The organism is Ezakiella peruensis (genome assembly GCF_900215725.1).
In the GTDB taxonomy this organism is placed as follows: Bacteria; Bacillota; Clostridia; order Tissierellales; family Peptoniphilaceae; genus Ezakiella; species Ezakiella peruensis.
Genome location: NZ_LT962470.1, coordinates 322,206 through 338,200, shown reverse-complemented (window position 1 = coordinate 338,200; position 15,995 = coordinate 322,206). Strand labels below are relative to the sequence as shown.

Annotated in this window: 9 protein-coding genes; all 9 read left to right on the top strand. The window is 31.0% G+C overall.

From position 1 onward, the window contains the following. The first annotated feature begins 7 nt into the window (after nt 1-7). The 9 genes from CUU59_RS06545 to CUU59_RS06500 all read left to right on the top strand — a co-directional run bounded on the left by CUU59_RS06545 (nt 8) and on the right by CUU59_RS06500 (nt 15,993). On the top strand, nt 8-871 hold the full coding sequence (locus CUU59_RS06545; RefSeq protein ID WP_099951161.1) for a CD1107 family mobile element protein: 864 nt from the start codon (nt 8-10) through the stop codon (nt 869-871). Between the two features lie 73 nt (nt 872-944). After that, nucleotides 945-1,556 (top strand): DUF6088 family protein, encoded by a 612-nt coding sequence (locus CUU59_RS06540; protein ID WP_099951160.1) that lies wholly within the window; start codon nt 945-947, stop codon nt 1,554-1,556. Then, nucleotides 1,549-2,532, top strand: coding sequence for a nucleotidyl transferase AbiEii/AbiGii toxin family protein (locus CUU59_RS06535; protein WP_099951159.1), 984 nt, complete (start codon nt 1,549-1,551; stop codon nt 2,530-2,532). Before CUU59_RS06540 ends, CUU59_RS06535 begins: the two co-directional genes overlap by 8 nt. Before the next feature lie 93 nt (nt 2,533-2,625). Then, complete coding sequence (locus CUU59_RS06530) at nt 2,626-4,347, top strand: DNA topoisomerase 3 (protein WP_099951158.1); 1,722 nt, start codon at nt 2,626-2,628, stop codon at nt 4,345-4,347. Further along, a complete protein-coding gene (locus tag CUU59_RS06525; protein WP_099951157.1) occupies nt 4,340-5,305 on the top strand; it encodes a DNA cytosine methyltransferase in 966 nt (321 codons plus the stop codon). Before CUU59_RS06530 ends, CUU59_RS06525 begins: the two co-directional genes overlap by 8 nt. Then, on the top strand, nt 5,292-12,935 hold the full coding sequence (locus CUU59_RS06520) for a helicase-related protein (protein WP_099951156.1): 7,644 nt from the start codon (nt 5,292-5,294) through the stop codon (nt 12,933-12,935). The genes CUU59_RS06525 and CUU59_RS06520 overlap by 14 nt, the downstream gene beginning before the upstream one ends. 43 nt (nt 12,936-12,978) lie before the next feature. Then, a complete protein-coding gene (locus tag CUU59_RS06515; RefSeq protein ID WP_099951155.1) occupies nt 12,979-13,635 on the top strand; it encodes a DNA-binding protein in 657 nt (218 codons plus the stop codon). Between the two features lie 1,115 nt (nt 13,636-14,750). Further along, the gene (locus tag CUU59_RS06505) at nt 14,751-15,128 is read left to right on the top strand and encodes a GntR family transcriptional regulator (protein WP_099951154.1); all 378 of its coding nucleotides are present in this window, start codon (nt 14,751-14,753) and stop codon (nt 15,126-15,128) included. A 1-nt stretch (nt 15,129) separates the two neighbouring features. Then, nucleotides 15,130-15,993, top strand: coding sequence for an ABC transporter ATP-binding protein (locus CUU59_RS06500; protein WP_169922883.1), 864 nt, complete (start codon nt 15,130-15,132; stop codon nt 15,991-15,993). Nucleotides 15,994-15,995: the final 2 nt, after the last annotated feature.

Genomic DNA, 15,995 nt, shown 5'->3' with positions numbered 1-15,995 from the left:
TAGAAAAATGAATAAGAGCATTAAACGAGGAGTAGCCATAGCGTTACTCCTTTTTACATTTACAGTACCAGCAACTACATTTGCGATGACAAATGAAGGACAGATTGAAAGTCAAAACGAATCAATCTATGAACCACAAAAAGAAGAATTTGAAAAAATGTTGAAAGATGATGTTTTTACACCATCAAAAGAAGAAATTCCTTATCAAGATGTTCCAAGAATACCAGGAAATACAAGTGAAGCAAATAAGCCTTCAAATAACCCTCCTAAGAAAACATCACTTGTAAAAGGTGGTAATACAAAGGCAGTAAATAATCTTGCGACTGGGGAAAATAAGGCACGAGGTTCAGTAATTGAAAATGTAGATAGGAATGGAAAAGATATTACACCAAGTGGAAACATAGAAAAAGATAAAGAAAATCCAGTAGATGTAAGACAATTTTTAACATTTCAAACTAAAAGTGGAAAAACTATGCACCTAATAGTGGATCACTCATCAAATCAAGATAATGTAAGATTATTAACAGAAGTAGGAGAGCAAGACCTACTTAATATGATTGAATCAGAAGATAAAAACACTATAAAGGTTGAAGAGCCTAAGAAAGAAGAAGTAAAAAAAGAAGAACCCACTGTTGTTCAAGTAAAAGAAGAAAAGAAAAGCGGAATAGGTTCATTTCTAATTGTTGCACTTGTAATTGGAGGAGTTATAGGAGCGGGATATTATTTTAAGGTAGTCAAAGCTAAGGAAGATAGAATGTTGGAAGACTTTGAAGAAGATGATGAGGATTATATTAGTGAGTCAGAAGATGAATCTGACAATGAAGAAAGTAATGAAGAATCACTAGATGATGATGACGATGAACTATTATAAAGATATGAAAATTAAGCACAATTGAACTTTTGTCCCAGATATGATATGATATTTGGGACAAAGGAGGATTGTAATGAGTTCATATACAGAAAAAATATCAGATAAAATAAATGATTTTGACTCAAATAAAGTATTTTTTGCCAACGACTTTTTAGATATTGCTTCTTATGAAACTGTTAGAAAGACATTGAATAGAATGGTTAATGAAAGAAAAATTAAGCGTGTAATTGATGGCTTTTATTACAATCCAAGTTACAGTGAATTAATTGGAGAGTACGAAGCAGTATCAATTCACGAATTAGCACTTGCCATAGCAAGAAAATACAATTGGAATATTGCACCATATAATAGCACAGCCTTAAACTTATTAGGACTTTCAACACAAGTTCCAACTCACTATAAATATATATCTAGTGGAAGATATAAGGAATATAAATTTGGGGATACAGTTTTAGAATTTAAAAAAGTAAATCCAGGAGAAATTGCTAATATGTCACTAAAGACTGCAACAGTTATTCAAGCAATTAAGTCTTTAGGTAAAGAAGATATAACCAGCGAAGTTATACAAAAGATAAGAGAAAACTTAAGTGAAAAAGAAAGAATAGATTTAATGAACGAATCAAAATCAGTTCCTGCATGGATATATGAAGTAATAAGGGAAATTTGTGAGGGTCAAAATGAATAAGTTTTATGTAGAAAACAAAGAAGATCTAAGGGTTTTAATAGTAAACACTGCAAGAAAGAAAAATATATCTGAGGCAGTTATTGAAAAAGACTATTGGGTTACTTTTATCTTAGACTATCTATTTAATGAAAATAAATGGAAAGAATATTTTACCTTTAAGGGTGGCACTTCACTTTCAAAGTGTTTTGGACTTATAGAAAGATTTTCTGAAGATATAGACTTAATTTTGGACTGGCGAGTATTAGGTTACGAAGAAAAAGAACCTTGGTTAGAAAGGTCAAATACTAAACAGGATAAATTCAACAAAGAAGTCAATGAAAAGACTGAAATCTTTTTAAGAGATGAATTATTAAAAGTCTTAGAACAAGATTTCAAGGACATGGACTTTGAATTTATGATTGATACTCTTGATCCACAAACAATTCTATGTAAATATCCTAAAATCTTTGAATCTAATTATTTGACACAAAATATAAGGCTTGAAATAGGAAGTCTTGCAGCATGGACACCTGCAATTGAAGTGGGAATCTTGCCGATAATTGGAGAAGCCTATCCAAATGTATTTAAAGAAAAAACAAGCATAAGAACAGTATCAGCAGAGAGAACTTTTTGGGAAAAGGCAACTATACTTCATCATGAAGCAAATAGACCAGAAGCTTCTCCTATGCCCCACAGATATGCAAGACACTTTTATGACTTATATAAAATAGCAAATTCAGATTTTAAAAACAAAGCCTTAGAGGATAAGGAATTATTAAAGAAAGTGATTGAATTTAAGATGAAATTTTATCCTAGGAAGTGGGCAAGGTATGAAGAAGCATTACATGGTAGATTAAGGTTAGTCCCAAGAGAGTACCGATTTTATGAAATAGAAAAAGATTATAAGGCTATGTCAGAAATGATTTATGGAGAATATCCAAACTTTGAAGAGATTATAAAAGTTCTTCAAGAACTGGAAAAAGAAATTAATAAGTAAATAGAATTATCCCGAAAATAATACAATATTCGGGAGAAAAACTTTGAGCGAGAGAGAAATCTTTCGCTCTTTTTTTAATTTATGGAGGTATTAATGAAGTTAGTAATAGCAGAAAAGCCAAGTGTAGCAGTTACAATTGCAAAAGTAATTGGAGCAAGAGCAAGAAAAAACGGATATTATGAGGGGAATGGATACATTGTTTCTTGGTGTGTCGGTCATTTAATTCAAATGGCAAGTCCAGATAAGATAGACGAAAAATGGAAGAAATGGACAATAGACACTCTTCCTATAATCCCAGAGGACTATATTTATGAAGTATCTAAAAGCACTAAAAAACAATATGGAATTTTAAAGAAAATTTTAAACGATAAGAACATCGACACAGTAATAAATGCTTGTGATGCTGGAAGAGAGGGAGAACTTATCTTTAGGCTTGTATATAATCAAGCTAAATGTAAGAAGAATATTAAAAGACTTTGGATATCTTCAATGGAAAACAAAGCTATTGAAGATGGATTTAGAAATCTTAGAGACGGAGCAAACTTTGAGGACTTATATAGATCAGCAAGTGCAAGAGCCACCTCCGATTGGCTGGTAGGAATGAATTTAAGTAGGCTTTATTCCTGCATTTATAAGGAAACATATTCAGTTGGTAGAGTACAAACTCCAACTCTATATTTAATAGCTAAAAGAGATAGCGAAATAAACCTATTTAAGAAGCAAAAATATTATACAGTTGACCTATCCTATAAAGGATTGAAACTTGTATCAGATAGGATTGATAAAATTGAAGTTGCAGAACAACTATTAAATCTACTAGAAGATGAAATAGTTATTACAGAGGTAGAAGACAAAGAAGTAAGCACAAAACCAGATAAGCCTTATGATCTCACTACCTTACAAAGAGAAGTAAATAAATATTTTGGATATTCAGCAAATGATACTTTAAATCTAGCACAAGGTTTGTATGAAAAAAAGCTAATCACATATCCAAGAACAGATAGCAGGTATCTAACCGATGACATGGTTAATACTATGAAAGAATTATTAGAAGGACTTGAAGAAAATTTTAAAATCAACGAATCAAACTTTAAGTCTATTTTTAACTCATCTAAGGTTACAGACCACTATGCAATTATTCCTACTATATCAGGTATTGGAAAAGCTAAAGATATATCTGATAAAGAAAGCAAAATCTATAATCTAATTAAGAATAAATTACTTGCTTCATGTTCGGATAACTTAAAGGAATCTAGTAGAAAAATCAGATATGAATATGACAAGTTTAACTTTAATGCAAGTGGCAAGACTATAATCGATGAAGGTTATACCAAGTATCTAAAGTCTTATGGAAAGGAAAGACAAGAAAATGAATTACCAGATGTAAAGACTGGAGATAAAATTAAGTTAACTTCTAAAAACATATCGGAGAAATTTACAAAAGCTCCAAGCCATTATAATGAGGATACACTTTTAAAGGCTATGGAAAATGCAGGAGTAGAATCCTTGGATAAAGACATAGAAGTAGAAAGAAAAGGCTTAGGAACACCAGCTACAAGAGCAGGAATTATTGAAAATCTTATCCATAAGGACCTTATAAGAAGAGATAAGAAAAACTTACTTGTAACAGAAAAAGGCAATAGACTTGTATCAATTGTAGAGGATAAGTTTAAGTCGGCAGAAACAACATCTGAATGGGAAATGAAACTTGCAAAGATTAGCTCTGGCGAAGTTGATAAAGAAGACTTTTTAAGAGAAATAGAAAATAGTATAAGGGAGCTTGTAGATAGGTACAAGAATAATCTAAATGAATGAGGTAAAAATATTAGAGCTTTTCGGTGGCATAGGTGCTATTAGAAAGGCTTTTATTAATTTAAAGATACCTTATGAAATAGTTGATTATGTAGAAATAGATAAGGCTTGTGTTAAATCATACAACGCTCTTTTCGGAGAAAGTTATAAGCCAAAATCAGTAGTAGGATATAAAGCACCTAATGAAAATATAGACTTAATTATGCATGGAAGTCCTTGCCAAGACTTTTCAAGAATAGGAAAAAAGCAGGGAGGAGTAAAGAATTCAGGAACTAGATCAAGCTTACTATTTGAAACAATTAGAATAATTAAAGAAATGAAAGATAAACCTAAATGGATAATTTGGGAAAATGTAAAGGGAGTCCTTGATAGAAATATGAAGGACTCTTTTTTTATTTATCTAAAAGAACTAGAAGACCTTGGATATGAAAGCAAGTATGAAATCTTAAATGCAATGGACTTTGGGATACCTCAAAAAAGGGAGAGGATATTTGTTGTTTCATGTCTTGGAGCAAATAACTTTTCTTTTGATAAATTGGAGAGGAAAGAAACAAGAACACTAAGTGAATTTTTAGAAAAGGATGTAAGTGAACTTTACACAATAACTCAACCTTATATGCTGAAATTCTTAAATAAAGGCATAGATAATAGTTTTAGAGGGCGACTAAAAGTGATTAAAGATTTTTCTTATACTATTTCTACAAAACAAATGAGAGTACCTAATTCTGGAATAATAGATATTGGAAATGGTAAATATAGGTATTTAACAGAAAGAGAATGTTTAAGACTCATGGGTTTTGATGACAGTGATATTAACAAACTAGAAGAAGCACATCCAAGAAGAAAAAATTGTACTTCAAGCAAGCTATATAAGCAGGCCGGCAATTCTATTGTGGTTGATGTTTTAATGGCTATTATAAAAGAAATTCATAGAATGGAGGTAGGAAATGCAAGTAAATGATTTTAAGAATATACAAGAAGCAATAAAGTATGAAGTTTTGCAAGATGAAAAAGAATATTTAAAACTCTTAACAGTTATAGGTAACAATCAAAAATATGATTTTTCTAGCCAACTAAGTATATACAACAAAGAACCTGAAGCTAGAGCTTGTGCAACCTTTGATATGTGGAAGAAATATTTTGGCAGAGTTGTTATGAGAGGTCAAAAGGGTATTCCAATTTTGGTTGGAAGTGATATAAACAAAAAAGTTTCATATATCTTTGATATTAGTCAGACCACATCAATGGATAGGAATATTAATGAGGTTAGCTTATGGCAGTTTGATCACGAAAACCATAAAGAGGCTTTAAAAGAAATAATAAGAGATTCTTCATTTGAAGCTAGTGATTCACTTAATGAAAATATATTTTCTTTAAGTCGAATTTATGGGGATGAATACATTAATTTGGCTCTTGCTGATTTGAGAATAGATATAGAGGACAGACTGAGTTTTGAAAAGTTTATGAGAGACTCAATATCTTATGCGGTAGCTAATAGGTTTAATACAGTCTACCCTATGGATATGGAAAATTTAAAAAATAATTTTTCTAGGATTAATACAATTTCTTTAGAGCAGATAGGTCTTGTAATATCAAGGGTTAGTGAAGATATTATAGATAGAACAATAGAAAAATCTAAGAAAATAGATCGTGCTAGGCTGCTGACAGAAAGGGGCGGTGGCGACTATAATAGAGATATAGAAAATACAAACGAAGATAGAGGAGGTCAAAATGATTTATATAGACGAGATGATAGGTCAAGAAGTAGAGATGGACGAGTTTTCACAGATGGAAGCGACAGAAGAAATAGCGATGAAGATCGAAGAGAAAACCCTGGATATGATGGAGAAAGATCTGGAATTTATGGAGAGATTTCTGAATCCGACTTACGCAGTTCTAAGACTGTCTTACCTGGTAGGGAGCGAGGACATGGAGAACTGGAAGAAACTTCAGGAAATGTACGAGGAGAAAACACTTTTGAACCATCTGAAGGAAATCCAGAATCAAGCAGTGGACTTTATCAAGAGAGAGAAAGTCAAGATGATGAAAGCCCAAGGATTGACAGAGAAGATGATGAGAGAAGATTCAGAACAATACCAAGGACAGATGAACAACTTGATGGCAACAGTGAAGAAAATGGCAATCAAGGAATACGTGGAAGCTTAGAAAATGAAATAAGCCAAGAAAAGGAAGCTGATGAAGCTTCTTTTTTTGATGACAAAAATACTGAAAATAGAAAAGATTATTGGATTGTAGAATTTAATGAAAACCACGAATTAGTTCCTGATTATAGTGGGCAGATAGTAACTAAAGACTTAATCAATATCCTAAGACAAAAGGATATTGATGTTAAAGACCATAATCAAACTCTTGGAGAAAATGAATTTGGAGAAATGACTGATGATTATATCGGATATTTCAAATTCTATTTTGACCATTATGTAGATGGCGAAATGGTTGAGCATTATAGGATTGACCTTGGTGATGGTGAAGAAGTAAATGAGCGTGAATTTTCATATTTAGAAGAACAAGTTGCACTAAGTGAGGAAAATTCTTTACATGAAGAAGTTAAGGAAAAGATAGAGCCTAAATTTAAGATAGGCGATCAGGTTAGATATAAAGATAAAGAATTTACCATTACAGATTTTGATGAACTAAGTGGAGGACTTAAAACTGTCACTATCAGAGACAATATGGAGTATATGGGAGGTATGATTAGGGGTTCGGAAGTAATTCCATATAGAAACGATTCATACCTTGAAGAAATCTTTGAAAATCTAAGTCAAACATCAGAAAAACTAGCAGTAAAAGTTGGTAAAGAATTTATTTTAGAAGATGAGAATACCTTTAATGGAATTAACTTGATTGAAACTGGAACAAAAGCAGAAGTTAATGGGGAAGAATTTCCTTTATATAAGGGTGAAACATTTGAAGAAAGTAGAAAGATTGATGACCTTTTAGATAGTGGAAATTATGAGATATACAAATTATCTGAGCATGAAAAACAAATTGAAATACAAGTAGAGCAAGAAAGTTTTATTGATAACTACAATCCTGAAATTGACCAAATGATGGATAGGTATAATGTCCCAAGACAAGCAGCCGAAAACTTATTGAGGGGAAAAGAAGATTTAAAAAATCTAGGCTATGAACCTAATAAGGAAAGGCTAAGTTTTGCTAGAAATTATGACTTGAAAAATCATATCTACTCGGAATACCTAACACCATCAGAAAAGTTAGATAAAAATATCAAAGCTATTAAGATGCTCAAAAGACTTGAAAATGAAAATAGGAGTCCAAGAGAGTATGAACAAGCCTATCTTGCTGACTATTTAGGTTGGGGAGGTCTTGCCGATGTCTTTGATGAAGAAAAGGGAGGTCAATGGCTCGAAGCAAGAAACATTTTAAAAGAAAATCTAACAAATGAAGAGTATGTGAATGCTAAAGAGTCTACTCTAACATCCTTTTATACACCTAGAGAGGTAATGGATGGAATATATAAGACTTTAACAGATATGGGATTTAAGACTGGAAATATCCTTGAACCGTCTGCAGGAGTTGGTAACTTCATTGGTAATATGCCAAGTGAAATACGAAGCTCTAAAGTTTATGGAGTAGAAAAAGATAGCCTTAGTGGAAGAATAGCAAGAGAACTCTATCCTGAAGCTAATATTCAAATTAAAGGTTTTGAAGAAACAAACTTCTCAAATAACTTTTTCGATTTAGTTATAGGAAATGTTCCCTTTGGCGATTTTAAAGTTAACGATCGTGAATATAACAGAAATAACTTTCTGATTCACGATTATTTTTTTGCAAAGTCAATAGATAAGGTAAGAAATGGAGGAATTATTGCCTTTATAACCTCATCTGGAACTATGGATAAAAAAGATGAATCTGTTAGAAAATATATTAATGCTAGATGTGAGTTTTTAGGAGCTATGAGGCTTCCTAATACAACATTTAAAGGACTTGCTGGTACAGAAGTTACTTCAGATATTATTTTCTTAAAGAAGAGAGATTCAGTTATAGAAAGAGATGACGATTGGATACACCTAGCAACTGATAAAAAGGGTTTGGCTTACAATAAATACTTTGTAGATAATCCTCAAATGGTATTAGGAGAGATGAAAGAAGTATCTGGTAGATTTGGCAATACTATTACTTGTGATGCAAAAGAAGACGAAAATCTAAAAGATTTAATGGATCTTGCAAGTAAGGAAATATCTTCAAATTCAAAATATGAAGAGGTCGAACTATTAGAAGATGAAGAATTAAGTCTTCCAGCAACAGACGATGTTAAGAACTTTTCTTACACCATTATTGACGAAGAAGTCTATCTAAGAGAAAACTCAGTCTTAATTAAGCAGAATATATCAGATAAAAACAAAGAAAAGATTAAAGATTATCTTGGTGTAATGAATGCTTTAAAAGATGTAATAGAAAAGCAAAAGGATGATTTTTCAGACGAAGAAATAAAAGAGTCACAAGCAAAGTTAAATGAAGTTTATGACAACTTTTCAAAGAAACATGGCTTTATTAACTCCTTATCAAATACTAGAGCCTTAAAGGAAGACTCAAACTTTCCTTTGGTATCATCAATAGAAATACTTGATGATGAGGATAATTTCAAAGCTAAAAGTGATATATTTTCAAAAAGAACAATAACAAAGGCAAAAGTAGTAGACCATGTAGATACATCTCTTGAAGCTTTAGTCTTATCTGTTTCACAAAAAGGATATGTAGATTTTGAATATATGGAATCTATCACAAGTAAAGATAGGGACACCTTAATTGGTGAACTTGAGGGCGAGATATTTCTAGATATTAAGGACACAGACCTAATTAATAATAGAATGCCCTTTGAAAACTTTAATAATGACGATCCATTTCATTTTTCATATGTATCGGCTGATGAATATTTAAGTGGCAATATTAGAGAAAAAATTGGATATCTCAATTCATATATTGGAGAAATTGAAAATGTAATAGATTTAGCACCTTCTGAAAAGAAAGACACATTATTAAATGAGTTAGGCAAACTCAAATATCAAAGAGAAAAATTACAAGAAGTTATGCCTGAAGAACTCACTGCTTCTGATATAAATGTAAGGTTAGGAGCAACTTGGATACCTCAAAAAGATATAGAAGACTTTACTTTTAATCTTTTAAAAACACCAGGTTATGATAGGTGGAATATAAATGTTAGGTTCTCACCACATACAAGTGAATGGAACATTGAAGGTAAAAGTGTTGACTCAACTAATGACCTTGCTAACATGACTTATGGTACAAGTAGGGTAAATGCCTATAAGCTAATTGAAAATGCCCTTAACCTAAAAGATACAAAGGTATTTGATCAAGTAATAAATGATGATGGGTCTAAGACTTCTGTATTGAATAAAAAAGAAACTATGCTTGCAAGTCAAAAGCAGGAATTGATTAAAGAGGAATTTAAGAATTGGATATTTGAAGATCCTGATAGAAGATATAGGCTAGAAAAGATTTATAATGAAAAATTTAATTCAATTAGAAATAGAGAGTTTGATGGTTCTAACTTAACTTTTGATGGAATGAATACTGAAATCAGACTTCGAGAACATCAGAAAAACGCCATAGCAAGGACTCTTTATGGTGGAAATACACTACTTGCCCATGTAGTAGGAGCAGGAAAAACTTTTGAAATGGTAGCTTCTGCTATGGAATCTAAAAAGTTGGGACTTGCAAGTAAATCATTATTTGTAGTTCCTAACCATCTAACTACTCAAATTGGTAGAGAGTTCATGCAATTATATCCGTCAGCAAATATTATGGTGGCCGATAAAAAAGACTTCCAACCCAAAAATAGGAAAAGATTTATTGGTAGGATTGCAACGGGAGAATATGACGCAGTCATCATAGGACACTCTCAATTTGAAAAAATACCAATGTCTAAGGAATACCAGGTAAGGCATATACAAGACCAAATAGATGATATAGTTTCCTTTATTGACGAGAACAAAAGAAATAGAGGAGAAAATTTCACAGTAAAACAACTAGAAAAGACAAAGAAAAAACTCTTGGTAAGACTGGAAAAGCTAAACGATGACTTTAAAAAAGATGATGTAATAACCTTTGAAGAACTAGGAGTAGATAAGTTATTTATAGACGAAGCTCATAATTACAAAAACTTATTCTTGCATACCAAGATGAGAAATGTTGCTGGGATAGGTCAGAGTGAAGCCTTTAAGTCTTCAGATATGTATATGAAATGTAGGTATATGGATGAAATGACAGATGGAAAGGGAGTTGTATTTGCTACTGGTACACCAATATCAAATTCAATGACAGAGCTTTATACCATGCAAAGATACCTTCAATATGATGATTTAAAGGCAAGAGGATTAGAACATTTTGATGCCTGGGCTTCTACTTTTGGAGAAACAGAAAATACCTTTGAATTATCTCCAGAAGGCACTGGTTATAGGCAAAAGACAAGATTTTCAAAGTTTTATAACTTGCCAGAGTTGATGTCTATGTTTAAAGAAGTAGCAGATATAAAGACTTCAGATATGTTAAATTTGCCAGTACCAGAAGCAAATTTTGAAGTTATTAAAACAAAACCTACTGAGGAACAAAAAGAAATATTAGAAGCTATTTCAGAAAGAGCTGATGCGGTTAGAAATAACCAAGTAGAGCCAACAGAAGATAATATGTTAAAGATTACAAATGATGGTAAAAAACTTGCCCTAGACCAAAGATTAATAAATCCACTACTTCCCGATAATCCTAATTCAAAGGTTAATGTATGTGTAAAAAATATCTTTTCGATCTGGGATAAGACAAAAGAAAATTCATCAACACAATTAGTATTTTCGGATATGTCCACACCAAAAGGAGATGGAGAATTTAATATCTATGATGATATTAGAAACAAGCTAGTGAATATGGGAATACCAAAAGAAGAAATAGCCTTTATCCACGAAGCAGATACAGACAAACAAAAAGATGAATTGTTCTCTAAGGTAAGAAGAGGAGAAGTAAGAGTCTTATTAGGCTCTACTCAAAAAATGGGAGCAGGTACAAATGTACAAAATAAACTGATAGCCTTGCACGATTTAGACGTCCCATGGAGACCGTCTGACCTAGAGCAAAGAAGTGGTAGAATAGTTCGCCAAGGTAATGAAAATGATAAGGTAAATATATTTAGATATGTAACAGAGAACACCTTCGATGCGTATTTATGGCAGACAATAGAAAATAAGCAAAAATTCATTTCTCAAATTATGACTTCAAAAACTCCAGTAAGAGTTGCAGAAGATGTTGATGAAGCAAGTCTATCTTATTCAGAAATTAAGGCTTTAGCTACTGGCAATCCTTTAATTAAAGAAAAGATGGATTTAGATAACGAAGTTACAAAATTAAAAATGTTTGAAGCAAACTATAAATCTAATAAATATAAGCTTGAAGATAAGGTAAATAAAATTTATCCTCAAAGTATTTTAAAAACTGAAATGGAAATAAAAGCAGCTAAAGAAGATATTGCAAATGTTGAGAAATTAGGAGAAGGAGATAGTAAATTCACTTCAATCAGTTTTGGTGAAAATAAAATTTTAGATAAGAAAGAGGCTGGAGAGAAGCTGTTAGAAGAAATAAAAAAGGTAAAGATAAATGATAGCAAGGTCATTGGTAAATATAGAAATTTAGACTTACAAGTTTCATATAACTTTATGACTAATACTCACACTTTTAAACTTCTAGGAAAAGCAGAATACTTTGGAGAGTTTTCAAACTCTACTGATGGCAATATAACAAGGCTTGATAATGCCATTGAAAAAATGCCTTCAAGACTTGAAAGATTAAATCAAAATCTTGAAAATTATAAAAAATCTTTAGAAAATGCCAAAGTAGAATTAACTAAACCATTTGAAAAAGCAGATGAGTTAAGGGATAAGACACTAAGACTAGCTGAAATTAATAAACTTTTAGATATGGGAGAAGTAGAAGAACTAGAAAACCAATCACCACTATTAGAAGATTTAAAGAGGGCGATAGTTGATTATTCTAACTATGAGTTTTCAGAATCTAATAGCTATGAAGACTTTGACAAACTATATCCTGATTTAAGTCATATAGGACTTGCCTATACAGAAACACCAGATGGAAAGCACTCTATTCAATATGAGGTAAATTTGGAAGAAAAAACATGGACTCAGTATGTAGATGATGTAGCTATTAGAACAGAATCTTTTGTAGAAGAAGATATATCTAACTCACAAGCTCTTAAATATATGACTGAAGCCATAAAGATGTCAAGTTTTGATGATTTGGTATCAGTAGATGAAGAAGATTTAAAACAAGCCTTAGGCTTAGAAATAGATGATGACGGAAACTTCTATGATTCACTAGCAAAAGATCTTGACAATGACGGAATACCAGATAGGTATGACAATGATTTTAAAGATAGTGATTACTTTGAATCGACTTATGATGTAGAGGATAATCTTCACGCAAGGGAAGAGAAACCATCGATATTGGGACAAATATCAAAATTCAAATCTGAAGAAGAAAAAGATAAAAATCAAGAAAAAAACGAAAAAGGACAAGAAAGGTAGAGGAGGGCGAAAAGCTCTCCTTATTTAGTAAAAGGAGGAAATTATGGAATACAAAGATATTAGAGAAAATTTAGAAGAAATGATGAATGATAATTACAAGGACTTTATAAAAGCACTTGTGAGCATAGAAAAGGGTGTTAATGATGAAAAAGCACTTGAAGAAGTCTATGTTTTATATATGAACAATGACACTACGGGTCTACTAAGTGATGACTTTGACTATATGATTGATGATATGAAAGAACAAGGTAAGATTGTTGAAAATGTCAGCGAAATTGAAGAAAAAGATGATTTTATAAATCTCGTGGGTAATATAGCAGGTCAAGTAGAAAATCTTGAACGAGAAAATGCTAATGGAGAAAAGTTTAAAGTAAGTAATTTTTCAATTGTTTCAAAAGATGACGATGGAAATAAAGTATATACCAATTGTTCAGCCTATGGAGATAAGACAAAAGATTTAGAGAATCTAAAAAAAGGAGATTTTGTTAAAATATTTGGTCAAGTAAAAACAAGCATTGACAACAACGGAAAGGAACATGAAAATGTTCGTATTTTGTATTCTAAGCTCTTAAAAGCAAAAGAACAGGTAAAGAGTCAAGATAAAGACAAAAAGTCCATATTAGGGCAAATAAAAAGCTTTAAGACAGATGGCAAAACTAAGTCAACTAAGAAAGAACATAGCAAAGGCGCAGAGAGGTAAATATCGGCAGTCTTCGGACTGCCTTTATTTTTTTGTCATGTTGAAACAGATTGTATAATGGTGTTATATGTGGAGATTGTAGTATTGATGTATAAATAATAAGATAACAGATTATAAAAGTAGGATTGCACTCAGTAAAATTGAAACAGTCTTAACTGAGAAAAATATTGGATATGACGGAGACTTATAAATCGCTCTTATTCCAGAACTTTTAGAACTAATGTTTTGATGGAAAAATCGGATTCTAACAAAGTTCTAAATGAGTCTTAAAATTCTGCCTCAAATAATTGAATTATGGGGGCTAAACATAAAGTCAGAAGAAGTCCCTAAAAAAGTATAGTACTAATACTAGCAAGAAAATTTCTGTATCTGCCATAAGTTACTTAAACTTGTCGTGTGTAGTAATTTTATTTAGTAATCAGTCATTTATAGTTCACATTTTAAAAAATAAATTATATTATCACTCAAATGTAGATTTATAAGCTCTGTATTTGAGTGATTTTTATTTTAAGTAAGACAACGTAGATAATCAGTAGAAACTTTATAAAAATGAGTAAGTTTAATTAAACTAGCATGATTATTTTCCATATACTTATCGTTTTCATAGTTAATCTAAAGCAGATTTTGAAATGCCTATTAGCTTAGCTAATTCCTCTAAATTCAAATTATGTGCAAATCTTAAATCTTTTAAGCGTTCCTGTAAGGTTATTTTACACTTCATGATAGATAACCTCCTTTACATAAAATATCTTAAGAAATGTTATATCATATCAATTCCACAATAATGGAAAAGCAAAAAAATAAGGCTTAATTCCAAGATTAAGGACATATGGGAAGAATGGTAAAAACACAATATCTTATTTACAGATGATATTTGAAAACCAAATAAGCGGTCTGTTAAGGATATGTATCTATGGGGAAGTGGGCAATGATATGAGCCTTCCAAGTAGAGCGAATCATAGCTGTGAGATTCAGTGGTAGGAACTATAACAGGTGTAACCGACAAAATAATTTAAAAATAATATTGACATTTTTTAAAAAAAGTAATAAACTGTATATATATAGACAGTACGCACATTACATAACTAAAATGTTTTGAGTAAGGAGCTATAATATTGAAGATAATAATAAGTAATAATAGAACTATTCCTATATATGAACAAATATATGACCAGATAAAAACTATGATAGTTACTGGTAAAATAAAACCTGGAAGCAAAATAACTTCTATGAGAATGCTTGCGAAGCAATTGAAAGTAAGTATCATAACCGTTCAAAGAGCATATGATGAGTTACAGAGTGAAGGATTCATAGAAACATCTCCAGGTAAGGGTTGCTATGTTTTGGAAGCAAATGTAGAGATACTTTTAGAAGAAAAAAGAAAAAAGACAGAAGATCTTTTAAAAAAAGCAATAGAAAGTGCAAAGAAAATAGATTTAGGAGAAGAAGAGTTTATTAGGTTGGTAAAAGTTATATATAGAGAGGATGAATAGCATGGCGTCTAGTATTAAAAGCAGGGGTTTAAAAAAAACATATGGTGAATTTGATTTGAATGTTTCTATTAATGTATATGAAGGAAATATAGTTGGATTAATAGGCGAAAATGGAGCAGGTAAAAGCACATTTTTAAAGCTTATATTAGGGTTAATCGAAAAAGATGAAGGAGAAGTTGAAATTTTAGGAGAAAAAAATATCAATGACAATAGATTTATTTTAGAGAATATAGGAGTTGTTATTGATGATAACGTAATTCCAGAGAATTTAGATATTGTAAAAGTAAATAATATAATGTGCAAAATATATAGACAGTGGGATACAGAAAAATTTTATAAGTTAGCAAGTGAATTTAATTTAGATAGAGGTAAAAAGATAAAAGATTATTCTAAAGGTATGAAAATGAAATTATCTCTTATAGTTGCTTTATCGCATAATCCACAATTATTAGTTTTAGATGAACCAACCACAGGACTTGATCCTGTGGCTAGAGAACAGATATTAGATATGTTTTTAGATTTTGTACAAGATTCTTCTCATTCGATATTATTTTCATCCCATATAATGGATGATTTAGAAAAAATAGCAGATTATATAATATTTATTAAAGATGGAAAAGTCTTATTATCAGAAAATAAAGATAAGATAATATATGAATGGGGTGTAATAAGAGATGAAGAAAAAATATTAGAGAATATAGAAAAAAAGTATGTAATAGCGTATAAAAAAAGCTCTTATGGATATGATATTTTAATTAATGACAAAGAATATTTTAGAGAAAAACTTAATGATGTAATAGTTGATGATGCTACATTAAATGAAACAATGCTTATTTGTTCTAACTATAGTAGGGAGGAGGTGTAATT

What these genes read in the sequence shown, in the direction of transcription:
- CUU59_RS06545 (WP_099951161.1), top strand. Translation starts at nt 8, where the DNA reads ATGAATAAGAGCATTAAACGAGGAGTAGCCATAGCGTTACTCCTTTTT.
- CUU59_RS06540 (WP_099951160.1), top strand. Translation starts at nt 945, where the DNA reads ATGAGTTCATATACAGAAAAAATATCAGATAAAATAAATGATTTTGAC.
- CUU59_RS06535 (WP_099951159.1), top strand. Translation starts at nt 1,549, where the DNA reads ATGAATAAGTTTTATGTAGAAAACAAAGAAGATCTAAGGGTTTTAATA.
- CUU59_RS06530 (WP_099951158.1), top strand. Translation starts at nt 2,626, where the DNA reads ATGAAGTTAGTAATAGCAGAAAAGCCAAGTGTAGCAGTTACAATTGCA.
- CUU59_RS06525 (WP_099951157.1), top strand. Translation starts at nt 4,340, where the DNA reads ATGAATGAGGTAAAAATATTAGAGCTTTTCGGTGGCATAGGTGCTATT.
- CUU59_RS06520 (WP_099951156.1), top strand. Translation starts at nt 5,292, where the DNA reads ATGCAAGTAAATGATTTTAAGAATATACAAGAAGCAATAAAGTATGAA.
- CUU59_RS06515 (WP_099951155.1), top strand. Translation starts at nt 12,979, where the DNA reads ATGGAATACAAAGATATTAGAGAAAATTTAGAAGAAATGATGAATGAT.
- CUU59_RS06500 (WP_169922883.1), top strand. Translation starts at nt 15,130, where the DNA reads ATGGCGTCTAGTATTAAAAGCAGGGGTTTAAAAAAAACATATGGTGAA.